This window comes from Terriglobia bacterium (genome assembly GCA_020072845.1).
Taxonomy (GTDB): Bacteria; Acidobacteriota; Terriglobia; order Terriglobales; family Acidobacteriaceae; genus JAIQGF01.
The window spans coordinates 151,686-176,112 of sequence record JAIQGF010000002.1 but is presented as its reverse complement, the minus strand read 5'-3'; the positions used below and the strand labels follow the sequence as shown (position 1 = coordinate 176,112).

Here is a 24,427-nt window from a genome sequence, read left to right as displayed (position 1 = left end):
TGTCTCCTTTAGTCTCGCGCATCCGCGCGTTCGCTGCGGGCGGCGCGCCTCTGTTGCGATACCTGGATGGCCCCGAAGAGACGGCGCGCGTTGATGTAGGTAGGGATCTCGTCCGCCGCGGGCAGCGGGCGCCGGCGGCGGCCACGGCTCATGAGCAACAGCGCCCCGAGATCGTCGCGCCGGGAACGCTCGATCAGGTCCTTGCGCTCGGCAGCATTCAGCCACGGCATTTCCGCGCGCAAGATGACCTGCGATTCTTCTTCGCTCAGTCCGGGGAGTTCCTTGCCTTTGCGAATCCGGTCGTGCCACTGCGCCAGGTCGAAGCGCTCGAAGGTGAGGTTCAGGTTGTGCGAGCCCATGAAGAGCATGCCGACATAGGGCTTGTGATCGAGCAGTGGGCGAATGGCCTCCAGGCAGGCGGGCGAAAGGCGCTGCGCTTCATCGAGCACCAGCAGCGAGCGCCGGCCGGCGAGCGCGTAGCGGATCTTCAGCACGAGCTGGGTTTTGCTGCCGCTGGGGAACAGCCCGCATCCGGCCGCAATCTGTTTCAAGAATTCCAGCGGCGCGATCTGGTCGAGCGGTTCAACCCAGATGACGCGGCGCGCCTTGCCGTTCAGGTTCGCTTCGGCCGCCTCCACTTCGTTCTTCAGCGCGCGGCCGATATACGACTTCTGCGTTCCCGGATTGCCGTGAACGTGGTAGGCGAAGCCATTGTTGAGCGCCGAATAAAATGCTTGGCGCAGGAATTTGTAATCCAGGGTGTGGGTGTAGAGCTTGCCGGTGGGCTCGTCGTCGAGATCCTCTTTGTCGTCGGAGATGGCAGCGTCGATCGCGTCCATGAGCGCCGACTGGTTGGCGGAGACGTGGCCATAGCGGCCGAGCCGGAAGTGCGAGATGGCGACGCGGGAATAGCCGGTGAGCATTCCGAGGTCGCGGTCGGTGAGGCCGTGCGCCGCCATGAAGGTCTGCATGCGCGCCCGCAGCCGGGTTTCATCGGGCTGGGGACGCTCTGCGAGCGCGGCTTTGAATGCGACGGAAAGAGCCATTGGTCAGTCCCTCCCTGCAAACCGCTCGCCCAGGTCGTCAATGAACTCGACGGGCTCTCGCACCGCGAGACTGCCGCCCACCGCCGCGGGGAGCTGGCGCGGCATGGCGACCGCGGCCGCCGCAGGGCCAATGCCGGCGCGGCGCCGCCGCACGTCGAGTTCACTCTCGATTCCGTAGCCGAGGATGGCGATCGTATCCTTCGTCGCGCGCCTCAGCTTCCGCTGGAGCTTCATGCGGACCTTGATGTCTTCGTGTGAAACCGGACCTTGCGCCATCAGCTTCTGTGCCACCAGCCGGCCGATCAGGCGGCCGTCCTGGTCAAGCGCAAGCGCTTCGCCAAGGTTGGTCGGGTCGCATGCGACCAGGATGTCGTGTTCGATTTCCATAAAAAGGCGCACGCGCGAATCGTTGTCGGCGGGCTCATATCGCGCGTTGTAAATCTGGACACAGCCGCCCTCGGATACGCGCCGTTTTTGCCGATCCCAGAGCAGGGCGTCCAGCGCGGCGGTGTCGGCTACCGGCTTGCGCTGGTCCGCAGGCAGCAGCGCGTCGAACACAGCTTGCGGCGTGCGTCCCTCCATGCCGAGCCCGCGATGCGGAAGGTCGTTGTTGTATTCGCGTATGAAGTCGCGGGCCAGCACAACAAATTCGCTCGCCGGCGGCAGCGGTGACGTCGGCGCCTTCCCTTCTCTCCATGCCTTGTGACGCGCGAGGTTCTCGCTGCAATCTTCGGGGCGCGTGGTCGGTGAACTGCCGCAGTAGAAGCCCTTCCACAGTTTGTCGAAGCGCTCGTGGAGCCGGTTTCCGAACCACGATTCCACCGGCTTCGCTTGCGCGTTGTAGGGGATCGCGTTCGTGATCTGGATGCCGAGCCGGGCGAGCACGCCTTCGGTTTCGGGCTCCAGCGAATTCTCACGCCCCAGCTTTTTGTAATCAGCCCCGTTGTCGAGATAACCTGTCTCTGGGACGCCGTTCTCCACCAGCGCCAGGCGCAGCGCAGAACCCGCGGTGTACGAGCTGGGCGTGTGATACCAGACGGCGCCAACGATTTTTCTCGACCGCAGGTCCATCCAGCAGGAGAGCCACGGACGCACAGCATCGTCGTGGCCGATGCCGGGGAAGTAGCCCGCGTTCTGCACCCACACGTCATGCGTCATGTGGTCTGAGCACCAGCACTGGTTCACCCGCAGATCGATGTAGCCGCGAACAATGTAGGGCGCGCAACGCTCGTGGTATTCGGCTTCGCCTTCGCGCGCCATGATCGCCAGCGGCTTCGGCTGCGCGTTAAGAAACTGGCGAACGGTGTCATAGTTCAGATCGCAAACGCGGTCGCTGTCTTTGCATTTGCGCCTCAGGGCGTCGCCGAACTCGCGCTTCATGGCTTCATAGGTGAGCTGACAGGAGAGGCGCTCATGGAAGTACTTGCGCTGCGCGAAAACGGCTTGCTCTGGGTGCTCCTGAAACCAACGCGATTTGTTTTTGTCGGCGCGGATGCCATCGGCCAGCCCGGCCAGGCCGAAGTGGCGGAAGCGGCGGACCCATCGAAAAATAGTCCGCCCCGAAACGTCGTGCTGCTCGCCCAGGTAATCGGCCCATGCCCGTTCCGTGTCGATCATCCGCCCGTCGCCCAAGGTGATGGTCATCGGCGAGCGCGCGTGCAGCCGCCGCTTTACTTCCATCATTGTCTTGACCGGAGCCAACCGTTGCTCGGCGATTTTCCGCTGCTCGGGGCTAAGTGCGATCCGCGCGTTGCCGGCCTCCGCGTCCGATGGCAGGAACAACGCGGACTGCGCGGCCGGTGTTGTCAGCGCCTGAGTCGTGTCGGCGGCGGTGGACGCGGCGAGCTGGAGCCGGTACATCTTTCGCTGTCCCTCGGGCGGCAAAGAGGAGGCCGCGTATTCGAACGCGCGCCGGCCGTTGCGCTCGCGGCCAGGACGCTCGCGAAACACAACCTCATTATGTTGACGCTTCTCCCTGATTGTGCGATCGGACCAGTTCGTCAGCCGAATCAGGGTTTCGTGGTTGAGCCAAAGTTCACTCACGCCCGACCGCCTTTTCTTTCGTGGCGGCGCGCGGCGCGGGAGCGCGGCCGAAGCCGCCGTACTTCAGCGAGCACGGTTGAAAGACAAGGAGGCTGAGAAATGTGACTCCGGATCGAATCGTGCGCGGCTTTGGGGGAGAGTTTTTTTCGGAGGACCAGACGCGCGAGCAGCTCCGCAACATAAGGACGAGCTTCGAAATACCTGCGCCTGTTTTTGTCGGAGCGAGTGCGGCGCGCCAGGGCGGCATAGGCGGAGCAACCGCCGGCTCGCTCGAAAAGCATGTACCACCGCCACACACTACCGCGTGAAATACCCCGCTGGCCTGCAATGTCGTGTGCAACATCTTCTGACGTGCGCGGCACGGAACCGTCCGCTAGCGTGACCGCCGGCGCGCGCCCAGCAGCCTTTCGGGTTAGGTATTCGACCAGAGGCACGATCGCGGTCAGCCGCTCGGCCGCGGTGCGCGGCTTCGACGTTTGCTGGCGAGGTGCGGTCATGGCTTGCCATCCTCTTGTAACAATTCTCGCCTGAGCCGATCGCGTTCGCGCTGATCGCTCCTGGCGCGGAGTTCCCTTTCAGCAAAATCCAGCAATTTACGGAGGCGTGGGCCGAGCAGGTAGCGCTGAAGCCTGTCGTCACCGACGACTTGGGAGAAGACCGGAACGAATACCGCCGGGAACCGCGCCGCCTTTTTCCCAGGGCGGGTAAAGTCATTCAGCATCGACTCGCTGACCGGTCGCGGCAGGCGTACACTCATTTCCGCCGCAATTTCCTTCCGCTTTTTCGGCGAGTCCTTGATCATGCGGCTGATGAGCCGGCGCAGTTCGGCATCGAGGTCTTCCGTGCGGGAGCAGCGCCCGATTCCGAAATTTTCCCGTGTTTTGGGAATAGCGGCCATGGGAATAACGTGATATTTGTACCACTGATGGCGAGGTGAGTCAAGCACAATGAAACGCGAGCGCAAAGCCGAGAAGAAGGCACCGGGGGAGATGATCCTCGCCCTTAGGCAGGCGATGGGGAAAGAAACCACCCAAGAGGACTTTGCGGAAGCCTTCGACGTCACTCAGCCAGTTGTCTCGTCCTGGGAAAAGGGCCGCGCCACCCCAACGCCGGAAACCTACATGCGAATGGGCAACTTGGCAGCGAGATCGGCCATGCGCGAGTACTCAATGTGGTTCTGGGAGCAGGCGGGCCAGGACATAGAAACAGTCGAATCTGTTGTCGAAGAACGACTGAAGGCGCGCGGGCTGCCGGCGATGCCCGGCGAGATGATCGAGCTTCCGCTGCTCTCAATCGATGAAGCGGAGCGCGGGCCTCAGGCAAAGCTCGAAAGTGGCCAAGTATTTCGGTTCTCCGCAGCCCGCGTGGTCAACCGCGCCTCCACTGTGGCCTTACGTGTAGACCGCGACGCGGAAGGGATTGTGTTTGCCCCCGGCGACATCGTGGTGGTGGATCGCTCCAGTACCAAGCTCCAATCTTTATGGAACAAGGTGGTGTTGGTTCACCTCGACCCCTCGGTGTTACCGGCTTCGCTTGGTGTGGGGGAATGGCACTGGGGTCCGTGCATGGGACTCCTGAAGTTCTCGGAGCTGCCTTGGGATCGCTTTCTATGGGGTGCCGCGCTGGGTCCGCTGGGCTCTTTCAAACATGAGCCGGTTGTGATCGGGTACAAGCACTCGCAAGCGCGTAAGCAGTTCTTTCAGGACAGTGTGCAGTGGAAGTGGAGACGAATCAGACGAGAGAAGGGACTGGAGGAACTCCCTGCGGCAGACGATCCAGAGCCGAACGAAGAGGGACTTTACGAGCGCGAGCGCGAGAGAGTCCGCGAGAATATTAAGCCGACCGATGGCTGCACCGTGATCGGCCGCATGATCGCGTGGTTCAGTGCAGCCGCCGGCGAGGCGAAGCACTGATGAGGATCGCCGCCATCACCGCCGACGTTACTAACCTGATGCGTACCGCCCAACGATCACAGCGCTCCCGCGGCGGCGGCAGTACTGTTTCGTGCCGTGAGCCAAGCATCAGCCGGCCTATGGATCTGCCCGTGGGACGCCGCGGAGATGCTGCACCTGTCGGATCAAACCATCCGCCGCTATATTCGAATGGGACTGCTCGTCGCCAGGCAAGACCATCCCGGCGCGGACCTCCATGTTTCGCGCCAATCAGTCCTCGATCTTCTCGCGCGCATGAAGGCGCAAGTGAACGCGCCGCGCGATCCCCGGAAACCTTGAACTGTGCACCTGGCCGCTTACCAGCGCCAGGCGCGCTCAGCGGCCCGCGGGTTTTTCGCCAGCACGTCTCTGCCGTGATGGTCTTTTTCCCGCGGGGCGCTCGAATTTTGTCGGCGTTTGTCGGCCCGTTGTTCCTCCTGAAGGCGCATGCCGTCCCGGGTCGTTTTCCTTCCTCACGTCCTGAACTCCGTGAGGAGCAGCGCGCGGCGGTGTCGGCCTCCTCGCCGCCGTGCGACGGAAAACGTCGGGACCGGCATGCGTCATTACTGCACTCCGGGCGCGTGCCGGGAAGGGCACAGGAATCGCGGCCCACGATGCCAGCCCCAAGGCAAGCAAATCCTGAAAAGGTGCACCAAACTTGCAACAGTGGCACCGCATGTCCTGAATTTCCCGCCGACGCCTCCACGGGGCTGCGCGACGTGTCGCGCGGGGGTGTTTTGACGGGGTCAGCTCGGCTCCGGAGGGCGAAAAAGCATGGCTAAGTTCGTCGAGATAGAACAGGAACAAGCGGAATGGCTCTCCGGGGAGACGATCCTACGCAGGGCACTCAAGGACGACGAAGCGCAGGAGGTGCGCCAGGTGACGAGATTTGGCGAGACGCGCGGGAACGTGATCGATGTCCGCTGCGAGGCGACCCAAGAACTCGCCAGAGAACGCGGCATCACATTCGGCGAGGCTTTGCGCCAAGCCGATCGGGAAGACGCCACGCGGGCTGCTCTCAGCCGCGCCGTGCGCAATGGCAATGTTGATCTTCAGTCCGTGATTTTTGCTGAGGCCGCGCAGCAGCGCGCCAGCGAGAAGGGCATTGATTACGGCACGGCACTCCGCGAAGTGTATGCCGAGGGCGCGCCGTTCACGCGCGCCGATGGAGCGATGCGCCAGATCCTTGTGGCGGCGATTCAAGACGGCCAGGTGATCCTCAATGCCGGCACCGCCGCGGGCCTGAAGGTGGGGGACCGCCTTTCCGTGCAGCGGTTGGATCGCGAGATCACGGACCCTGCGCAGAAGCAGGTAATCCGCAAGATTTATCTCCCGTTGGGCACCATCACGATCACGAAATTGGATGACGTTTCAGCGGACGCGAAGGGCGCAAACGTGGGGCAGTTGAAGGTCGGCGATGTTTGCACGGTTCTGACAGCCGGCTAGGTCCGAAGACGAAGAAAGACGAGCAGCGGAAATGAGCAGCACAGGAGGAGGAGACGTGGCAACGATTCAGGAGATGGAAAAAGAAATCGGTCAGTGGGAGTCAGCGCTGGCAGGCATAAGCGATACGCGCAATGCGGCTCGCGGGCACATCGCTGGGCTGGAGCGGAAGCGCCAGGAACTGGCCCTCTCCGCGCGAGTTGACAAGAACTCGACTGCGCAGAAAACGCTTCATGACGTCGAGGCGGAGATCGCAAAGGCGCGTCGCGAAGATGGTCAAGACGATGCGGCCCTCGCCGAGATCGAAAAGAAAGTTCAGGTTTTGCGCCCCGCCCTGGCATTGGCCAAACGGTTGGCGGAGCGCGAGCAGCTCCGAACATTTATTGCGGCACGCGCCGACAAGGATCGCCCCGCGCGCATCGTGAAACTCATACGCGATCTGGAGAGCGAGCTGGCCGGATGGACCGCCGACAAGGCCGCGGTCGCACACGCGCTCGCGCAATTCGACCCGCGGCTTCAGCGCGTGGGCGTTGGGGTGACTGCTCAATACATCGAGCCGGTGCGAATCGAGTACGGCCCCAACCAAGCCCTGGAATCCTTCGGGCGCGGTGGGGCACGCATATTCGACCAGGCGCTGGCAGCGATCGAGGCTCACTTGTTACCCGGCGAGCCGGTGCCGTCTGATCGCCGCGCCTATCGAGCAAAGGCGGGTTCCCGTTTCGATGTGCGCGGCCTGGCAGTGAAGGGCGGCGACCTCTTATATCTGCGGCCCGAGCACGCGGCCTATTACGTCAAGGAGGGCCTGCTGATTGAAGAGGCAGAGCCCGAAGCTAAGGCGGAGGAAGCCGCCATCGTGCGCGATCCGCAGCCTCCGGTAGGCGGCACGAACAAGCTGCAAGTGTTCGTCTAGGAGCTTTTCAGTGGTAGAGGGGCGCCTGCTAGCGCGCGCCCCTTGGCTTCCGCAGGCTACGCGGGTGCCGGGTTTCGCAGGCTACGCGAAACCTAAAGATGGGCGGGGTCCTTCACCTCGAACGGGCATTCCAGATGCCGTCGAATTCCACGGTGGAGGAACCTTGCAACAAAGAGCGCCCCGATCCCGACGTGCCCGATACGCCCGCAGGCACAGCCCCCGTCCCAAGGGGCCGGTTATTGATGTCTCGACCTACCTGCCCGCCCCGCTCGCCGGCCCGCCGATGCGTCTGTTTCGCTGGTCGTGTGAAGGCTGCGGCGCCAAAGGCGAAGCGGTGATCAGCAAACCCGCGAACCTCAACTTGCTCGCGGCGGCGCAAGGCCGCCCCGGCGTGACTGGCATCGACGCCAACCTTCTGCCCAATCGGAGTGACGCCTCGACGATCGCAGCGGCGCATCGTCGCCATTCTCCGCGCTGCTCTTTACAGCCGGTGGTCGATCTGCGGTCTGAGGGCGAGCAACTCGCCGACGCCTCGCCGGCACAGCCCAGCGGAGGAGCTGCGTGAAGCAATGGCTGCCTCAGTCGTAATCCAACTCACGCTCGACGACAAAGGAGTCATGACCGGGCTGCGTTCGGTGGGCGGCGAGCTGGACGGCCTGAAGACTCGCGCCGCCACGGGCGCGCAGGGCGCCGGCCAGGCGCTGGATGGCCTCGACAAAAACACCCAGAGAAATATCGACTCGGCGCGGCTGCTGGAGAGTACTCTCGGCGTCGCCTTGCCGCGCACGCTCACCAAGATCATCGGCCAGAGCGAAGCCTTCGGGAACGTGCTCTCGGCGGCCTTCAACTTCTCGGTAGTAGCGGCGATGGCCGCGGCCGTTGTCGTGGTCGGCGGAAAGATCGCCGACGCGGCGCTGGAATGGGGCGGCTACACCAAGGCGATGCAAGAGGCTTACGCCGCCAACGTCAAAGCCAACCTCGAGCAGCTCGGCAATCCGCGGACTCCGGAAATCGCGCGCCAGTCGCTCGCGATGATGAAGGAGCAGAGAGAAAAGAACGACGAGATCATCGCCGCGCAAGAAAAGGAGAATGAACTCGCCGAAGATTTCTTCGATATCGGCGCGAAAGGGGTCGCAACGGCCAGTGAACGCGTGGCGCTGGAGAAGGAGCTCCAGAAGGTCGAGTTGGAGCGCGATCCGCTGCTGCGGAAGATGGCCGAACTGGAATTCGCCGCCGGCACCGCGGTCTCCAAGGCACAGGCCGCCGCGGGCGCTGCCGGACTGCAGGGCTACGCCGCACTGGCGCAGCAGCACAGCGCCGCGCTGGATGAACTAAGTCGCGCGCTGTCCGGCCCCACCCCGATGGGGCAGGGCCAGTACGACGCGATGGTCACTGCCGAAAATCAAAAGTATTCGCGGCTGCTCGGTGCGCTCGCCGAGCAGAACGCCGAAACGACGCGCAAACTGCGGGAACAGGTAGTGCAGGGCTGGCTTCAGGGAGACGACCTGATCCTGGCGAAAGAGCAAGCGCTGGAGGCCGCGCTCGGCGACATTGCAAAACATACGGGCGACACCGACGCCGATTTGGAGGCGCGCCGCGTTCTCTATCGCGAGCAGGCCGATCAGGAGACCCTCGCCGCCCTGCGGAAGCGCGTCGCTGCCGAAGTCGAAATCACCGATCAGTTCCACGCGCAGACGCTGGAGATCGAGGACCGGGCCAACGCGCGCGAGATCGAGGGTTCCTACAAACTTTACGCCGACGAGAAGGCGCAGCGCGACAAGAACCTACAGGATTACAAAGCGGCGCTCGATAAGGAGCAGAAGGAGACCTCGGACTACGATCAGCTTCAGGCCGCGCGCAAGAAACTGTCGCTGGATCTGGACGCGCGCAACGACGCGGCGAAGAAAGAAAGGATTGAGGGACTGGCGAAGCTGCAGGAGAAGGCGGCCCTCGAAACGCAGCAGATCGAGATGCAGGCAGCGATCGCGATCGCGCCGCCGTGGGAACGCGCCGACATGGAAATCTATGCCAGCGCCGCGCAGCGCATTCGCGAGATCAACGATCTGAAACAACGTGGGCTGATTTTCGACACCGACGTTGCGGCGCGCACCGCCGCCGTCTGGCAGGAGTCGGCCGGAAAAGTCCTCGATTCCTGGACGAGCACTTTTGAAGAGCTGTTCAGCGGCGGCTGGTCGAACTACATCCAGAATCTCGCGCATAAGTTCATGGCGCGCATTGCGGCTGAACTCACCTTGAGCAGCGGCCTCAGCGAAGTTCTGGGACCGATCCTGGGCCTGCCCAGCGGCGTTCCGGGCATGACCAATGCCGGCTTCGGGACGACGTTCGGCGGCGGGACCTCGTCACTGGCCGCATTGCTCGGCATGGGCGCAACGGGCGGCGGTTCTACGACGGCGGGCGCGTCATCGATGATCGGCCTCGGCCTAACTCCATTCTCCGGCGCGGGCGCAATCGGCCCTGGAGGCATGCTGGGCGGCGCCGGCAACACGGGGTCGTACAACGTAAATGCAGTGAACCAACTGCTCGGGATTCCCACGCTGACCGGAGTCCCCGCATTGAGCGGCGCGGGATCGCTGGCCGGCGGAGGTGGAAGCGGCCTGCTGTCGATCGCCGGGTTGCAATCGATGCTTCCCCTCGCCGGCCTTTTCCTGGGAGGCAAACTGGGAGGCACCGCCGGCACGATCGGTGGCGGTCTGGCGGGGCTGATGGCTTATCTGGGGCTCAAATATATCGGTTTGCAGGGCGCCGCGAGCTGGGGCGCTTCCTCCTCGGCGATGTGGGGAGGAGCGGCCGGCGGTCTGCTGGCCGGCGCGGCCGGCGGACTCCTCGGCTTCGGTATCGGTCAACAATACGGCACGATCCCCGGTACGCTCGGCGGCGCCGGCTCCGGCGCACTCCTGGGACTGATGTTCGGCGGACCGGTCGGGGCGATCATCGGCGGCATCCTCGGTCTGCTGGGCGGAATCTTCGGCGGAATGTTCGGCGGCAGTGCGCGCACCAAGGCGGCGCGGCAGTTTGCCGACGAGCAGAAGGCGGCGGCCGACCAGATCGAGGCGCAATTCAAATCTTTCCAGCTCGATTATCCCACCGCGCTCGCCGATCTGGAGCAGATCAAGAGCAACGCCTGGGAACAACTGCGCAAGCTCAAAGACGAAGGCAAAAAGGAATACGGGCGCGATCTGGAGCCCTACGTCAACAAGATCGAGGGCGAGCTGAAGGGCTATGAAGACGAGCGCGAACGGCGCTCGACGCTGGCCTTTGCGCCGCCGCAATTCGCCGGCGGCGGCTACACCGGCGAGGGGGCTTACGGCGGATGGGGACTGCCGCCAGGCGCCGCCGGAATCGTGCACCCGCGCGAATATGTCTTCGATGAACCAACGACCGCCCGCATCGGGCGCGGTGCTCTCGATCGGATGAATGCCGGCGCGAGCGTCGGCGGCGACGTGCACATCTGGAACATCAACACACTCGACCCGCGGAACTTCGCGACATGGCTCAAACAAGGCGGCGGCGACGTGCTGGCTACCTATGTGCGCGGGCGCCGGCTGGAAGGAAGGAGTTTCTGATCGCGCGCCCCATTCGACGGAACGGCATTACCTTGGGCGCGAAAGCCTCTCGCCGCGTCCGCACGCTGCGCCCCGACCCTTTGCTGCTGCCCCAGTCAAATGCTGATTCGCGCCGCATTGTCATCCGGGACGCCGCCGCAATTCTCGGCTGCTCGCCTGCGATCGTTCGCCGGCTGCTCAGCGACGGCATGCTGCAGGGGCGGCGGTTCACGATCCGCGGAATAAGCGTGACGCGGGAATCGCTGCTCAAACTGATGTTTTGGCTCCAAGTGATCGAGGAAGAAGACGACGAGCGGCTGAAATTTCGCGCGCCCCGGCGCGGCTGAAACCGCGCAGAAAAAAGAGAGGATCTGAGCGATGCCGACTTATGAACCGCAACATATTCTGGTGCGCAACCTGCTGCTCACCGCGAACCGGCAGAACGCCTATGCCACGCCAGTCCCGGATGCCAACCTGCTGGAGCATTGCCGGTTCGATGGGCAGGCGTTCGCTTCCATCGTGCCCAGCTTCTGGGACGACGGCGCGCTCAGCGGGTTGGGGCACGAGTTCCCCACCGTGCGCCAGAACATCAAGTGGGATAGTTCGCTGCAGTTATCGCGGCACGTCGATGAATGGTTCGCCGGTTGGATGCTCGCCCAGGTGCTGCAAGAGTATTCGGTGACCAATGTCGGCGCCGTTTACACGCACGTCTTCAAACCGCTCTCGACGACGCGCCAGGCCAAGCCGACCACGGTCTATTTCGAAGACTCGGCGGCCATCAAGTACAGGATGCCGGACCTGGTCGGCGTGGAACTGACGGTCACTATTCCCGACAGCGGCCCGGTGACGGCGCAGATCTCGCTCACCGGCAGCGGACGCTGGACAGATGGCGCGCTCGGTAATGCGATGCCGGCGGTATCGGCACGCACGCTGCTCCTGGGCTCCGATGCCGATGTGCTGATCGGCGCCTCGGGCGCGGCGGCCTCGATCAAGCCGCGGCTACGCCAGTGCCAATTCAAAATCACGCGCACGATCGAGATCCACCGAGCGCAAGGCGGCGGCATGTATGCGGTGCAGGCCAACGTGGACCAGCAACGCGCGTCGTTCTCGATCGTGGTACGCGCGATCGCCACGGAAGACGGCGCCGAGCCGCGCACGCTGATGATCGCGAACACGTTGCGCGAGGTGCAGATCAACGTCAACTCCGGCGCGTCGGCGCAGATGAAGATTAAGTTCCCCAACGCCTACGTGAAGACCACGCCGGTGATGGATGGCAAATATTTATCGTGGCAAATCGACGCCAGCGACCAGGACCTGGTGAAGGTGGGCGCCGCCGAGATCATCGAAGCCACGGTGATTAACGGCCAGGCGACCTACCTGGTGGGAGCGTGACGCTGTCGCTCGCCGCCCGGCGGTTTTTGGCAGGACTTTAGCGCATTAGCACGCTGAGTTCCATTCGGCGGCGCGCGCCTGAATCGTCGGTTTTGGAGCTGGGCCTCAGAAGCCGACGCATTTGTGTGTTTGCCGGGATCGCGCCCCGACTGCTGACACGTAATTCCCGTTTGCTGACACGTAATTCCCGTTTTGCTGACACGTAATTCCCGGAGCCCCAACGACGCGCTCATTTCCGCATCCCCCGCATGCTATAATCCACCAACTATTTGCGCCTTTAGGAGGCATGCATCGATAAGAAGTACATTCGCACCAACGACCGCATCCGGGCACGCGAAGTGCGCGTGATTGACGACGAAGGCAAGCAGGTCGGCATCATGCCCCCGTATGAAGCACTCAAAATGGCCCGGGAAAGAAGCCTCGACCTGGTGGAAATTTCCCCCACCGCCCAGCCGCCCGTCGTCCGCATCATGGATTTCGGCAAGTTCCTCTACCAGAAAGAAAAACAGGAGCGCGAAGCCAAGAAGCACCAGAAGGTCATCACCGTCAAAGAGGTCAAGTTCCGCATCAACGTGGACGAGCACGATTACCAGACCAAGAAAAACCACGCGCTGCGCTTCCTCGACGACGGCGACAAGGTGAAGGCGACCATCTTTTTCCGCGGCCGCGAAATGACGCGCCAGAGCCTGGGACGCCAGATCCTGGAGCGCCTGATCGCCGATTTGGGCGACAAGGCCATCGTGGAGTTCCGTCCGCGGCAGGAAGGCAACACGCTGCACGCCATCCTGGCGCCGACAAAGGCTAAGCCGGAATCGAAGCCGAAGCCGCCGCATCCGCCGCAGGTTCAGCAACCGCCGCCGCAGGCGCCGACGGTCTGATTGCGGAACTGCGCAATCGGGTAATTGCGGAATTTCAGATTACGCGTGGCACACAGCCTGCCCTGAGCGAAGTCGAAGGGCACCCTCGCGTGTGCAATCGAGATGCACCGCAGCCTGCGCGCAACCTGGTTCTTGATGCGGCTCTGCTACAATAAAAATTTCGCGTACGCCTGGTAAGGGTTACTGCCGGCTCGCCGCCTTTCCGCGCGGCCGTTTTCAATTACCCGATTACCCGATTACGCAATTACCCGATTGACAGGGGATTTATGCCGAAACTGAAGACCCACAGCGGCGCCGCCAAGCGCTTCAAGAAGACCGCCACCGGCAAGATCAAACGCGGTCATGCCAAGGCGCGCCACATTCTGACCACCAAGACCACGAAGAAGAAGCGTCACCTCGACCGCGACGTCATCATGGACAAGGCGGACGAGAAAAAAGTTAAGCGGATGATTCCGTACTAAACAGTTTCAGTTTCAAGTTTCAGTTTCAGCGAGACCTGCTGAAACTCGAAACTGAAACTGAAACTTCGGTGTGTGAAGAGGCCCGGATCCAACTCCTGCCTCCAGCCGCCAACATCAGTTCGATTTCAGCTGGCACATCAACTGAAACCGAAACTGAAACTGAAACTGAATAAAAAGGAGCCACACATGCCTCGCGTAAAACGCGGCACCAAACGTCGTGCCAAGCGCAAAAAGATTCTTGAGCGCGCCAGCGGTTATTACCTCACAAAGTCCAAGCTCTACCGCTCGGCGAAAGAGTCGGTGGAGCGCGCGCTGAAATTCGCCTACGCCGGACGGCGCCAGAAAAAGCGCCAGTACCGCTCGCTGTGGATCGTGCGCATCGGCGCCGCCGCCAAGCTCAACGGCCTCAGCTACAGCCGCTTCGTGAACGGGCTGAAGAAAGCCGGCGTGGAACTGGACCGCAAGATCCTGGCCGACCTCGCGGTCAACGACCCCGCGGGATTTGCCAAGCTGGCGGACCAGGCCAAAAGCGCGCACGCGGCGTAAGCTTGCAGCCGTCAGCAATCAGCTCTCGGCAAAGCCCCGGCTTAGCTGTCGGCTATCAGCCATCAGCTTTCAGCAAAACCGGGCCACGGATTGGCACCGATTCTCACGGATTCACCTGAATAGCCTTATCCGTGTTCATCTGCGTAAATTCGTGGCTGATGATTTCGCCTCCGTGAGCCGCGCTCCGCAGAGACTTGCGACGAATCTCTGTGCGAATCCGCACTGCGGGCACGGCGCAAACGCCAGCCCCGCAGGGGCGGCTGATAGTAGCCCGGCACTTCAGTGCCGGGTCAGCGGCCATTTCGATTACCGAGTCCCGTAGGGACGGCACGATTGCGATGTACACCGTACCCAAACTCGAGGATTTCACAGATCGCACCCTAATAAAGGCGGTCAACGAGTGCATTGATGCCTGCCGGATCGAAGCTCAAGGGGTAGCGAACGAATCCGAGTGCAAGAACTTCCGCGATCGATGGCTCGCGCGAAAAAACGGCATCTTGACGCAAGTAAATGAACTTTGGTTGAGAAGCGCTCCTAAGGAAGCGAAGCGGGATGTTGGCGCGCACGTAAACGAACTGCGTTTGCAGATAGAAATCCTTGTAGAAGGCACTCGGCTGGAAATAGCTGAGCAGAAGTCGGCCGACTCCGACGCGGTTGACCTCACCCTCCCCGGCATCCATCATCCCCTGGGCGCCGAGCACCCCATCGTCCGCACCATGAACGACATTGTCGGCGTCTTCAAGGCGATGGGCTATTCGGTTGCCGAAGGCCCGGAGATCGAGACCGACTACTACAACTTCGAGTCGCTGAATTTCCCGCCCAACCACCCGGCGCGCGACATGCAGGACACTATTTTCCTCGCCGGCCAAGATCAGAAGCAGGCGCGCGATCGTCTCCTGCTGCGCACGCACACTTCGCCGGTGCAGATTCGCACCATGGAGAAGCAGAAGCCGCCGGTGCGCGTCGTGATTCCCGGCCGCGTCTATCGCAACGACGCGCCTGATGCGACGCATTCGCCCATGTTCCACCAGGTCGAGGGCCTAGCCGTGGACACCGGCATCACGTTCTGCGATCTCAAGGGCTCGCTCGACCACGCCATGAAGTCGCTGTTCGGCTCCTCGGTGAAGACGCGCTTCCGCCCGTCGTTTTTTCCCTTCACCGAACCCAGCGCGGAGGTGTTGATCTCCTGCATTTTCTGCGGCGGCTCGGGATACCAGGGCGCGGCGCGCTGCCCGAACTGCAAAGCCAGCGGCTGGATCGAACTGTTGGGCGCGGGCATGGTGGACCCGGCGCTCTATGGCTTCGTCGGCTACGACCCGGAGAAGTACAGCGGCTTCGCCTTCGGCATGGGCGTGGACCGCATCGCCGCCATGCTCTACGGCGTGACGGATTTGCAGTTGTTTTTCAACGGTGACGTTAGATTTTTAGAGCAGTTTGCGTAGGCGTTATCGGTTATCGGTTCTCGGTTATCGGTTTCAAACCGCCCGACAACTGCAAACCGATAACCGATAACCGAAAACGTGAAATGAAGATTCTCCCCAGTTGGCTGCGCGAATTCGTTGATATCCCGGCGGACGACCGGAAGCTCGCCGACGATCTCACCCTCGCCGGCATCTCCGTCGAATCCATCGAGGGCGAAGGCACGCGCACTGTCTACGACGTGGATTTCACGCCCAACCGCGTGGATGCCATGAACCACTACGGCGTGGCGCGTGACTGCGCCGCCATCTATGACAAGGACCTGAAGCCGATCGAAACCAGTGTGGCTCGGGTCTCCGATCCGGGTGCTCGGGTCAAAGAACCGAAGCGCACCTTCCCCATCGAAATCGAAGATCCCCAGGGCTGCGCCCGTTACACCGCGCGTGTCATCCGCGACGTGAAGATCGCGGCCTCGCCGGAGAGGATTGCGCAGCGCCTGGAACTGCTCGGCTCGCGCGCCATTAACAATGCCGCCGACGCCAGCAACTACGCGCTGCAAGAGATCGGCCACCCCACGCACTGCTTCGATCTCGACCTGCTGGAAGGCGGCAAGATCAACGTCCGCCGCGCCCGCCCCGGCGAAAAGCTGAAGACGCTCGACGGCGTGGACCACATCCTCCATCCCGACGATCTCGTCATCGCCGACGCGGTCAAGCCGGTCGCGCTCGCCGGCGTCATGGGCGGCTTCGATTCCATGATCACGGAAAAAACCCGCAACGTGCTCATCGAGTCCGCGTGGTTCGATCCGGCCTCCGTCCGCCGCACCGCGCGCCGCCACGCGATGCACACCGACGCTTCGCATCGTTTCGAGCGCGGCGCCGATATCGGCATCACGCCCACCGCGTGCGCTCGCGTCGCCGAACTCATTCTGCAAACCGCCGGCGGACAACTCGTAGGCGAGGAAACTGACCCTTACCCGCGCCAGCTCGACCGCCCCACTCTGACGCTGCGCCGCAGCGAAGTCCGCCGCCACCTCGGCCAGGACATTCCTGATACCGAGATCGCCCGCATTCTTCGCCGTCTCGGATTCGGTATCACCCCCGCCCGGGCCGCCGCCGCCGAAGAGGTCGCCGAGTTCACCGTGCAGGCGCCGACCTGGCGCCTCGACGTGGAGCGCGAGATCGATCTCATCGAAGAAATCGCGCGCATCTACGGCTACGACCGCTTTCCCAACACGCTGCCCGGCTTCGTCGGCGGCGTCATCGAATTGCCGGACGCCAAGAAGGAAGAAACCATCCGCGCGTCGCTGCTCGGACTCGGCTACAACGAAGCCGTTTCGCTGACCTTCATCTCGCACGCCGACGCGCAGCGCTTCTCCACCGCCACGCCGGTCGAAATCGCCAACCCGATCAGCGAGGAAGCTTCGGTCATGCGCACCTCCATGGTTCCCAGCATGCTCAACATGCTGGCGTACAACCTGAACCGCGGCAACGCCGGCGTGCGCCTGTTCGAGTCCGGCAAAATTTACGAGAGCATGGGCGAGCGCACCGAGGAGCAGCGCCGCCTCGCGATCGGCGTGACCGGCGCGGCCATCCCGGGGAGCGTGCATGCGCCTGGCCGCCGGTATTCATTCTTCGATCTCAAGGGCGACATCGAAACGCTGCTCGGCGCATTCCAGTTCAACGCGCTCTATTTCGACGCCAGCACGCCCGACTATTACCATCCCGGCCGCTCCGCGCGCGCGGTTATGGACGGCGCCACCGTGGCGCGCTTCGGCCAGCTTCATCCCGAACTCGCCGCCGAGCGCAAGCTGCGCCTGAGCGCGCAGGAAACTCCCGAGATCTACATCGCCGAAATTGATCTCGAGCGCCTCTACCGCCACGATCTGCGCAAAATCCGTTATCAAGCGATCCCGCGCTTCCCCGGCGTGGACCGCGATTTCTCCTTCGCCTTCGACGACAGCGTCACCTTCGAGCGCATTCGCAATGCGATCTCGGCGCTACGTATCGCCGAGTTGCGTGCGCTTGTGCCGGCTGAAATCTTCCGCGGCGGCTCGATTCCCTCGGGCAAGTATTCCATGCTTGTCCGCGCCACCTTCCAGTCCGCCGAGCGCACGCTGCGCGATGACGAGGTCGCCTTGTGGTCGCAGCAGATCATCAAGGCGCTGGAATCCCTCGGCGGCGCTCTGCGGGCTTGAGGACCGAAATCCTGCCGAGTACCGACTTGATCGGCCACCACCGAGACACCGAGATCACAGAGGGTCACCGAGGCTGACAACGCAAGATTGAACCAAAATTCTCGGTGAACCTCGGTGTCCTCTGTGTCTCGGTGGTGAATCGACTCGGTACTCGGCACTAGGTACTCGGTACTTTATTGCTACAATGCGCGCTTCAGGGGTGAGCGATGTCCTTCTCGCGCAGGAGTTTTCTCGGCACACTTGGCCTCGGCGCCACCGCTGCCGCCGCCGGCTTCAGCGGACTCGAACCCATTGCTTTCGGCGAGCCGCTGCGTGCCTCCACCCCCGGCGGTCCCATTCTGCTGAACGCTAACGAAAACGCCTACGGCATGTTCCCCAGCGTTGAGAAGGCCGCCGTCGAGGGCCTGCGCCTCGCCAATCGGTATCCGTTCAAGATCTACAACGACGTGGTCGAGCGCATCGCCGCCTACAACAAGGTTTCCACCAAGCAGGTGCTGCTCGGCAATGGATCCACCGAAGTGCTGGCCATGGCATCGCGGGCCTTCACCGGCCCCGGACGCAAGCTGATTGCCGCCATCCCGACCTTCGAATCCTCTCTCGCCTACTCGCGCGATCGCGGCGCGCAAGTCGTCGAAATTCCGCTGACCGCCCGCTATGCCCACGATCTCGACGCCATGCTCGCCCGCGCCGGCAGCGACACCGGCCTGGTGTACATCTGCAATCCCAATAATCCCACCGCCTCGCTCACGCCCCGGCGCGACCTGGAAGCCTTTCTCCGCCAGCTCCCCGCCGACACCTACGTGCTGATTGACGAGGCCTACCACCACTTTGCCACCGACTCGCCTGACTACGTTTCGTTCATCGAGAAACCGGTGGACGATCCCCGCGTCATCGTGGCGCGCACGTTCTCGAAGGTTTACGGCATGGCCGGACTGCGGCTGGGTTATTCCTTCGCCGCCGAAAAAACCACCAAGCTGCTGCAGTCATGGCAGCTCGAAGACAACGGCAACATGATCGCCCTGCACGTCGGGCTGGCCGCGCTTGCCGACGACATCGCCATGCGCGCCGCCGTCGCCCGCAATGCCGCCGACCGCAAGGAATTCATGCGCCAGGCGGCGTTGCGCAAGCTGCACATCATTCCGTCGTACGCCAATTTCGCCATGGTCGAGACCGGACGTCCCGTCCGCCAGGTCATCCAGCATTTCCACAGCGACAACATCGCTGTCGGCCGTCCCTTCCCCCGCATGGAAAACTTTCTCCGCGTCTCCTTCAGCAAGTCGGACGATATGGCCGCCTTCTGGCAGAGCTGGGACAAGCTGCCCGCACTGGCGAAGCAGTAGTAGGTTTTCGGTTATCGGTTTTCGGTATTCAGTAGCTGGCCATTGGTTGTTGGTACCTGGTTAGGCCTGCCATACTGACTCAGGACTACCGACTACCGATCACCGACAACCGATAACCCGCGAGAAGAAATTCACAGCCCCAATCCTCCGCCCTTCGCTATATACTGCCCCCCGTCAACCCAAAATTTCCCCCCGAGGCGAGCAGACGAATGTCAGTAAAAGCTGTACGCGAGTTCTCTCCTGAAGTTTCTTCCGACGATTTCCATTCACTGGAAGAGAAGGTTTACCGCACCATCGAGCTGCTGAAGGCAGCGCGCGATGCCAAGGCCGCGGCGGAGCGCGACGCCTCGCGCCTGCGCGAGCAACTGGAGTTACGCGAGGAAGAAATCGAGTCGCTCCGCAGCGAAATGATCGGCCTGCGCAAGGAGCGCGAGGAGGTCCGCAGCCGAGTCGAGAAGATGCTGCGCCAAATTGATGAATTGACGGCGGAAGAATCCGGGGCATAATGGGGTCAAGTTCTGAGTTGTGAGTTCTGAGTTCGGAGCCGCCGCGTCGCCGTGGTTGCCTTTCGCTCACAACTCACAACTCACAACTCACAACTCTGTGGAGGAACCAAGGTTGAATCCCCCCAACGGAAACGTAAACAGCGTCCGCGTGGAAATCTTCGACCAGCCGTATAACCTGCGCGGCACCGATCCCGACTATATTTTCAAGCTCGCCGAATTCGTCGACACCAAGATGCGCGCCGTCGCTACGCAGACCTCCACCGTCGACTCCCTCCGCCTTGCCGTCCTCGCCGCGCTCAATATTGCCGATGAGTACCACATCCTCAAGCGCAAGTACGACGGCATCGCCAAGGACATGAACCAGCGCACCAGTTCCCTGGAAAGCGCCCTCGACGAGGTCCTGCAGGACTCGCGCCGCGCCGGGTAGGCCGGATCCACCTCGACGCGGCAGGTTCTAAGTCTCAGAGCACATTCGGGATAAGTCATTTCCGATGGTCGATTTTCGATTGCCGATTTCGGACGCGAACTCAGCGCAATCGTCAATCGGCAATCGAGAATCGGCAATGCTGCTATTTTTGTTTCCTCTGTGCCTCTCTGGTTACCCCAGTGCAAGCCGCATGCCAACTATTTACGTCCGGCCACTTGCCATTTCTCCGCCTTTTCCCCTAGCATCACCCCTGTAAGCCGGCCTGCAAAGCAGGTGCTGGTGGTAACCGGAATTTGAACCAACACCTCAATGAACGGGAGCTCGACTCGACTTCTGATCCGGTGTGCAATGTTCCGCCATGCGGAAATGCCTAAAGGATTGCGGCGGGTTCCCACCTTGCTGAGCAAGGTTCATTGACGGCCCACCACACGGCCCCGCGGGTCGGCTTTTCTCTGCTCATTGCTCTTCCTGTTCGTTCCTTTCCCAGCCCCGAAGGGGCGCGCGCTGGTAGCCCAGCACGCCAGTGCTGGGAACACCGTGACAACAACCCTCCCAGTCCCGTACGGGACGACGCGAACCATACCGTCCCCTGATAAACTGTTTGTGTTTCCGGCACACCGCCCGGAACATCGAATCATCAGTGTTTCCCCGACTGTTCCATCTCGGCAGCTTCAGCCTTCCCACCTACGGCCTGCTTGTCGCCACCGGCGTGATCGTCGGCCTTGCCATCGCCGCGCGCCTCTCCCAGCGCCAGGGGATTGACCCGGAGAAGGCCTGGAACCTCGGCATCCTGGTCGTTCTCGGCGCCATCGTGGGCGCCAAGCTGCTGCTGATCATCAACGACTTCGGGTACTACTCCCAGCATCCCGGGGAAATTTTCAGCCTCAGCGTGCTCCAGGCCGGCGGAGTCTTTTATGGCGGCGTGCTCACCGGCCTCGCCTTGTCCGTCTGGTACATGCGCAAGAACCACATGCCCTGGCTGCGCACGGCCGACGCCTTCGCGCCGGGCCTGGCGCTCGGCCACGCCATCGGCCGCATCGGATGCTTCGCCGCCGGCTGCTGCTACGGCAAGCCGACCAGCCATTGGTGGGGAGTGACGTTCAAGAACCCGCTGGCGCACGCCTGGGTCGGCACGCCGCTCAACGTGCCGCTGGAGCCGACGCAACTGTTCGAGTCCGCCGTCGAACTGGTGAATTTCTTCATCCTGTACTGGCTCATCAAGCGCAAGAAATTTGAAGGCCAGGTGATGGGAACCTACCTGTTCCTCTACGGCGTGGCGCGCTATTTCCTGGAATTCATCCGCGACGATCCCGACCGCGGCTCCGTCTTTGGCGGCGCCATGACCGGCACGCAGCTCATCTCAATTTTCCTGGTTATCATCGGGGGCATTCTCTGGCTGCGCCGCGTTCGCCTGCAGCAGCCCGCCACCGTCGCCCGCGCCGCAAGATAAGCCTAACCGCGGATCTCCGCGGATTCACACGGATCAAATTTGCTGGTTGCTGAGTGGAATGGGATTAGATCAGTACCAATTTGCTGGTTGCTGATTTACGTTTTATTCATCTTATTCATCGACTTCACGGATTGCCGGCTTCGCGGGCTTTCAACGTCGCGTCCGTCCCGTCAGGGACGGCGTGAAAGTAGCCCGGCACTTCAGTGCCGGGTCGCCGCGTAGAATGAGTGCGAGTCCCGTAGGGACGGCTGAGAACGCTTAGCGAATTCGTGCCATGAGGGAACAGAAGCGCAAGTCGCGCACCGATTGGGACCGCATAGATCGTATGCGCGACGAGGACATCGATCTGTCCGAAACTCCGGCGCTGGACCAGGAATTCTTCGAAGAGGCGGTTTTGCACCTGCCCGGCGAGCCGTTCAACTTCCAGCGCGCAAAATCATTCCAAGTCGCCGCCGAGGCCGCCGGTCGCCGCCTTGACCATTTCCTTGTCGCCCACCTCCCCGACATCAGCCGCGCCCGCGTTCAGGACCTCATCACGCAGGAGAAGGTCCTGGTGGACGGCAAGCCCGCCAAACCTTCGTTGCGCCTGCGTGGCGGTGAAACCATTGAAGTCCAGGCGCCCGGCCCGCGTCCGCCGCTGCGCGCCACCGCGGAAGAGATTCCCCTCGACATCGCTTACGAAGACGATGACCTGGCGGTGGTCAACAAGCCCGCCGGCATGATGGTCCACGCCGGGGCGGGCTCCACTGAAGATGCGCGCAATCGCGGCACGCTGGTCAACGCGCTGCTGCACCGCTTCGGCGCGCTGTCGGCGGTCGGCGGCGAATTGCGCCCCGGAATCGTGCACCGCCTGGACCGCAACACCAGCGGGTTGATCGTGGTCGCCAAGAACGACCGCGCCCACCGCAAGCTCGCCGAGCAGTTTGCCCGCCGGCAGGTGCGCAAGACCTACATCGCGCTCGTCCACGGCTCGGTGAAGCGGGACCAAGGCACGATTCAGTCCGCCATCAGCCGCGATCGCCTGCGCCGCACCCGCATGACCACGCGCCGCGCCGGCGGCCGCGAGGCCGTGTCGCACTACCGGGTTCTGCAGCGCATCGACTCGCCTCGTGGCAAATTCACGCTGCTGGAGGTAAGGATCGAAACCGGGCGCACCCACCAGATCCGCGTGCACCTGTCCTCGCTCGGACATCCCGTGGTCGGCGACACGCTCTACGGCGCGCCGCGCGAGATCCTGCCGCGCGAGAAAACCAAACCGGCGCTGCCCGCGTTATCTCTTCCGAGAAACTTTTTGCATGCTGCTGCCATCGAACTTAAACAGCCTCTCACCGGTGAGCCCCTCGTCCTGGAGAGGCCGTTGCCGCCCGAATTAGAGGATTTTTTGCGCCTCCTAAAGCACTAGCACTAGCGGTGTGCGCAGCCGGTTCGAGTTGCAGCTATAATAAAATTTCCCATGAAATACGCATTTCTCAGCGGCGCGCTCGCCCTCTTCATGGCCGCAGGCGCCTCAGCCCAGCAGCAGAATCCGCCGGAGCAGGAGCTGCCGTCGGCGCCGTCGGCCAGCATCGCGCCCGCGCAGCCGGCGCCCCCACCCAAGCAAGAGGCTCCCCAACAGGAACCGGCGAAACCGGCCGAAGCGCCCGCCAAAAGCGAGCCTGCGCTGCAGGATCTGCCCGGCAGCAAGAAGCCGGCGCCGGCCGCCGCCGCTCCGCAACCGGAGGCCGATTCCGCCGACCCGGAGCCATCATCGCCGGCGGCAAGGCAGCAGGCGAAGGGTAGCTATGCGGCGGACAAGGACCTCACCACCGACGAGCGCGGCATTCCGCTGGAGACGATCAAAAAGCGCGTCGACGAAGTCAATGTCGTGTTCACCGTCACCGACAGGCACGGCCACTTCGTCAAGAATCTCAGCAAGAGCGACTTCCGTGTGGTGGACGACAACAAGCCGGCAGTCTCGATTGTGAGCTTCAGCAGCGAGACCAACCTGCCGCTGCGCGTTGGCCTGCTGATTGACTCCAGCAACTCCGTGCGCGACCGATTCCGCTTCGAGCAGGAGTCGGCGATCGAGTTCCTCAACCAGATTGTCCGGCCGAAATCGGACCGCGCCTTCGTCATCGGCTTCGACACGACCGCGGAGGTCACGCAGGACTTCACCGACAGCGCCGAACAGCTTTCGCGCGGCGTGCGCATGCTGCGTCCCGGCGGCGGCACGGCGATGTTTGACGCGGTGTACTTCGCCTGCCGCGACAAGCTGATGAAGGCGCCGACCATCGGCCCGGCGCGCCGCGCCATCATCCTGCTGAGCGACGGCGAAGACAATCAAAGCCGCGTGACCCGCGAGGAAGCCATCGAGATGGCACAGCGCGCGGAAGTGATCATCTACACCATCAGCACCAACATCAGCGGCATGAAACTGCGCGGCGACAAGGTGCTGGAGCGTCTGGCCGATGCGACCGGCGGAAGAGCCTTCTTTCCCTTCAAAATCCAGGACGTGGCCAACGCCTTCTCCGAGATCCAGGACGAGTTGCGCAGCCAGTATCTGCTGGCATACAAGCCTGCGGACTTGAAGCCGGATGGCCGATATCGCTCCATCGACATCCTGGCGGAAAACCACAAGAATCTGCGCGTCCGCGCTCGCAAAGGCTACTTCGCGCCGACGAACTAACCGTTTTGCTAATCGGATACCCACCTCCTCCGGCAGCGCGGGGATCCAACACCTAACGTATAGGTAAGCTATAGGTGACCTAGGGTTACTTGGCAGGAGACAGTCGTCAGTCTTCGGTCGTCAGCCGTAAGCACTAGGAACGATTCCTTCTAAGTCCCCGGAAAACCAGAGTTCTGGCTTGACAGGTGGGGCGGGCAAGACCAGAATTGC

General features: G+C 62.6%; 22 protein-coding genes and 1 other RNA gene. 20 read left to right on the top strand and 3 right to left on the bottom strand.

Features of this window, described 5'->3' with window-relative positions:
* Nucleotides 1-8: 8 nt before the first annotated feature.
* From LAN70_02165 to LAN70_02155, 3 genes are all read right to left on the bottom strand, one after another.
* The gene (locus tag LAN70_02165) at nt 9-1,046 is read right to left on the bottom strand and encodes an ATP-binding protein (GenBank protein ID MBZ5509951.1); all 1,038 of its coding nucleotides are present in this window, start codon (nt 1,044-1,046) and stop codon (nt 9-11) included.
* Nucleotides 1,047-1,049: 3 nt separating this feature from the next.
* Nucleotides 1,050-3,089, bottom strand: coding sequence for a hypothetical protein (locus LAN70_02160; protein ID MBZ5509950.1), 2,040 nt, complete (start codon nt 3,087-3,089; stop codon nt 1,050-1,052).
* A 493-nt stretch (nt 3,090-3,582) separates the two neighbouring features.
* Nucleotides 3,583-3,987, bottom strand: a complete 405-nt coding sequence (locus tag LAN70_02155) for a hypothetical protein (GenBank protein ID MBZ5509949.1) — start codon at nt 3,985-3,987, stop codon at nt 3,583-3,585.
* Nucleotides 3,988-4,036: 49 nt separating this feature from the next.
* On the opposite strand from LAN70_02155, the gene LAN70_02150 reads away from it, so the two are divergent.
* The 20 genes from LAN70_02150 (at nt 4,037) to LAN70_02055 (ending at nt 24,217) form a co-directional block, all read left to right on the top strand.
* A complete protein-coding gene (locus LAN70_02150) occupies nt 4,037-5,002 on the top strand; it encodes a helix-turn-helix domain-containing protein (GenBank protein ID MBZ5509948.1) in 966 nt (321 codons plus the stop codon).
* A gap of 96 nt (nt 5,003-5,098) precedes the next feature.
* On the top strand, nt 5,099-5,320 hold the full coding sequence (locus LAN70_02145; GenBank protein MBZ5509947.1) for a helix-turn-helix domain-containing protein: 222 nt from the start codon (nt 5,099-5,101) through the stop codon (nt 5,318-5,320).
* A 474-nt stretch (nt 5,321-5,794) separates the two neighbouring features.
* Complete coding sequence (locus tag LAN70_02140; GenBank protein MBZ5509946.1) at nt 5,795-6,466, top strand: hypothetical protein; 672 nt, start codon at nt 5,795-5,797, stop codon at nt 6,464-6,466.
* A 55-nt stretch (nt 6,467-6,521) separates the two neighbouring features.
* Nucleotides 6,522-7,373: a hypothetical protein gene (locus tag LAN70_02135; protein ID MBZ5509945.1), complete on the top strand. Its 852-nt coding sequence runs from the start codon at nt 6,522-6,524 to the stop codon at nt 7,371-7,373.
* 283 nt (nt 7,374-7,656) lie between these two features.
* Nucleotides 7,657-7,938 (top strand): hypothetical protein, encoded by a 282-nt coding sequence (locus LAN70_02130; GenBank protein ID MBZ5509944.1) that lies wholly within the window; start codon nt 7,657-7,659, stop codon nt 7,936-7,938.
* A gap of 4 nt (nt 7,939-7,942) precedes the next feature.
* Nucleotides 7,943-10,957, top strand: coding sequence for a hypothetical protein (locus LAN70_02125; protein MBZ5509943.1), 3,015 nt, complete (start codon nt 7,943-7,945; stop codon nt 10,955-10,957).
* A gap of 32 nt (nt 10,958-10,989) precedes the next feature.
* Entirely contained in the window at nt 10,990-11,283 is a 294-nt protein-coding gene (locus LAN70_02120) for a hypothetical protein (protein ID MBZ5509942.1), read from the top strand.
* A gap of 31 nt (nt 11,284-11,314) precedes the next feature.
* The gene (locus tag LAN70_02115; protein MBZ5509941.1) at nt 11,315-12,328 is read left to right on the top strand and encodes a hypothetical protein; all 1,014 of its coding nucleotides are present in this window, start codon (nt 11,315-11,317) and stop codon (nt 12,326-12,328) included.
* Nucleotides 12,329-12,633: 305 nt separating this feature from the next.
* Nucleotides 12,634-13,206, top strand: coding sequence for a translation initiation factor IF-3 (gene infC, locus LAN70_02110; GenBank protein MBZ5509940.1), 573 nt, complete (start codon nt 12,634-12,636; stop codon nt 13,204-13,206).
* Nucleotides 13,207-13,472: 266 nt separating this feature from the next.
* On the top strand, nt 13,473-13,667 hold the full coding sequence (gene rpmI / locus LAN70_02105) for a 50S ribosomal protein L35 (GenBank protein ID MBZ5509939.1): 195 nt from the start codon (nt 13,473-13,475) through the stop codon (nt 13,665-13,667).
* A gap of 186 nt (nt 13,668-13,853) precedes the next feature.
* A complete protein-coding gene (gene rplT, locus LAN70_02100; protein MBZ5509938.1) occupies nt 13,854-14,213 on the top strand; it encodes a 50S ribosomal protein L20 in 360 nt (119 codons plus the stop codon).
* Nucleotides 14,214-14,551: 338 nt separating this feature from the next.
* Nucleotides 14,552-15,655, top strand: coding sequence for a phenylalanine--tRNA ligase subunit alpha (gene pheS, locus LAN70_02095; protein MBZ5509937.1), 1,104 nt, complete (start codon nt 14,552-14,554; stop codon nt 15,653-15,655).
* 83 nt (nt 15,656-15,738) lie between these two features.
* A complete protein-coding gene (gene pheT / locus LAN70_02090) occupies nt 15,739-17,829 on the top strand; it encodes a phenylalanine--tRNA ligase subunit beta (protein ID MBZ5509936.1) in 2,091 nt (696 codons plus the stop codon).
* Nucleotides 17,830-18,035: 206 nt separating this feature from the next.
* Nucleotides 18,036-19,169, top strand: coding sequence for an aminotransferase class I/II-fold pyridoxal phosphate-dependent enzyme (locus LAN70_02085; protein ID MBZ5509935.1), 1,134 nt, complete (start codon nt 18,036-18,038; stop codon nt 19,167-19,169).
* Between the two features lie 209 nt (nt 19,170-19,378).
* Entirely contained in the window at nt 19,379-19,675 is a 297-nt protein-coding gene (locus LAN70_02080) for a hypothetical protein (GenBank protein MBZ5509934.1), read from the top strand.
* Nucleotides 19,676-19,787: 112 nt separating this feature from the next.
* Nucleotides 19,788-20,102, top strand: a complete 315-nt coding sequence (locus tag LAN70_02075; GenBank protein MBZ5509933.1) for a cell division protein ZapA — start codon at nt 19,788-19,790, stop codon at nt 20,100-20,102.
* Nucleotides 20,103-20,358: 256 nt separating this feature from the next.
* Nucleotides 20,359-20,549: non-coding RNA, 6S RNA (gene ssrS, locus LAN70_02070), on the top strand.
* Nucleotides 20,550-20,742: 193 nt separating this feature from the next.
* The gene (gene lgt, locus LAN70_02065) at nt 20,743-21,552 is read left to right on the top strand and encodes a prolipoprotein diacylglyceryl transferase (protein ID MBZ5509932.1); all 810 of its coding nucleotides are present in this window, start codon (nt 20,743-20,745) and stop codon (nt 21,550-21,552) included.
* 325 nt (nt 21,553-21,877) lie between these two features.
* Nucleotides 21,878-22,954 (top strand): RluA family pseudouridine synthase, encoded by a 1,077-nt coding sequence (locus LAN70_02060; GenBank protein ID MBZ5509931.1) that lies wholly within the window; start codon nt 21,878-21,880, stop codon nt 22,952-22,954.
* A gap of 90 nt (nt 22,955-23,044) precedes the next feature.
* Entirely contained in the window at nt 23,045-24,217 is a 1,173-nt protein-coding gene (locus LAN70_02055; GenBank protein MBZ5509930.1) for a VWA domain-containing protein, read from the top strand.
* Nucleotides 24,218-24,427 lie beyond the last annotated feature (210 nt).

What these genes read in the sequence shown, in the direction of transcription:
- LAN70_02165 (MBZ5509951.1), bottom strand. Translation starts at nt 1,046, where the DNA reads ATGGCTCTTTCCGTCGCATTCAAAGCCGCGCTCGCAGAGCGTCCCCAG.
- LAN70_02155 (MBZ5509949.1), bottom strand. Translation starts at nt 3,987, where the DNA reads ATGGCCGCTATTCCCAAAACACGGGAAAATTTCGGAATCGGGCGCTGC.
- LAN70_02150 (MBZ5509948.1), top strand. Translation starts at nt 4,037, where the DNA reads ATGAAACGCGAGCGCAAAGCCGAGAAGAAGGCACCGGGGGAGATGATC.
- LAN70_02140 (MBZ5509946.1), top strand. Translation starts at nt 5,795, where the DNA reads ATGGCTAAGTTCGTCGAGATAGAACAGGAACAAGCGGAATGGCTCTCC.
- LAN70_02130 (MBZ5509944.1), top strand. Translation starts at nt 7,657, where the DNA reads ATGCGTCTGTTTCGCTGGTCGTGTGAAGGCTGCGGCGCCAAAGGCGAA.
- LAN70_02125 (MBZ5509943.1), top strand. Translation starts at nt 7,943, where the DNA reads ATGGCTGCCTCAGTCGTAATCCAACTCACGCTCGACGACAAAGGAGTC.
- LAN70_02115 (MBZ5509941.1), top strand. Translation starts at nt 11,315, where the DNA reads ATGCCGACTTATGAACCGCAACATATTCTGGTGCGCAACCTGCTGCTC.
- rpmI (MBZ5509939.1), top strand. Translation starts at nt 13,473, where the DNA reads ATGCCGAAACTGAAGACCCACAGCGGCGCCGCCAAGCGCTTCAAGAAG.
- rplT (MBZ5509938.1), top strand. Translation starts at nt 13,854, where the DNA reads ATGCCTCGCGTAAAACGCGGCACCAAACGTCGTGCCAAGCGCAAAAAG.
- pheS (MBZ5509937.1), top strand. Translation starts at nt 14,552, where the DNA reads ATGTACACCGTACCCAAACTCGAGGATTTCACAGATCGCACCCTAATA.
- pheT (MBZ5509936.1), top strand. Translation starts at nt 15,739, where the DNA reads ATGAAGATTCTCCCCAGTTGGCTGCGCGAATTCGTTGATATCCCGGCG.
- LAN70_02085 (MBZ5509935.1), top strand. Translation starts at nt 18,036, where the DNA reads ATGTCCTTCTCGCGCAGGAGTTTTCTCGGCACACTTGGCCTCGGCGCC.
- LAN70_02080 (MBZ5509934.1), top strand. Translation starts at nt 19,379, where the DNA reads ATGTCAGTAAAAGCTGTACGCGAGTTCTCTCCTGAAGTTTCTTCCGAC.
- LAN70_02060 (MBZ5509931.1), top strand. Translation starts at nt 21,878, where the DNA reads ATGCGCGACGAGGACATCGATCTGTCCGAAACTCCGGCGCTGGACCAG.
- LAN70_02055 (MBZ5509930.1), top strand. Translation starts at nt 23,045, where the DNA reads ATGGCCGCAGGCGCCTCAGCCCAGCAGCAGAATCCGCCGGAGCAGGAG.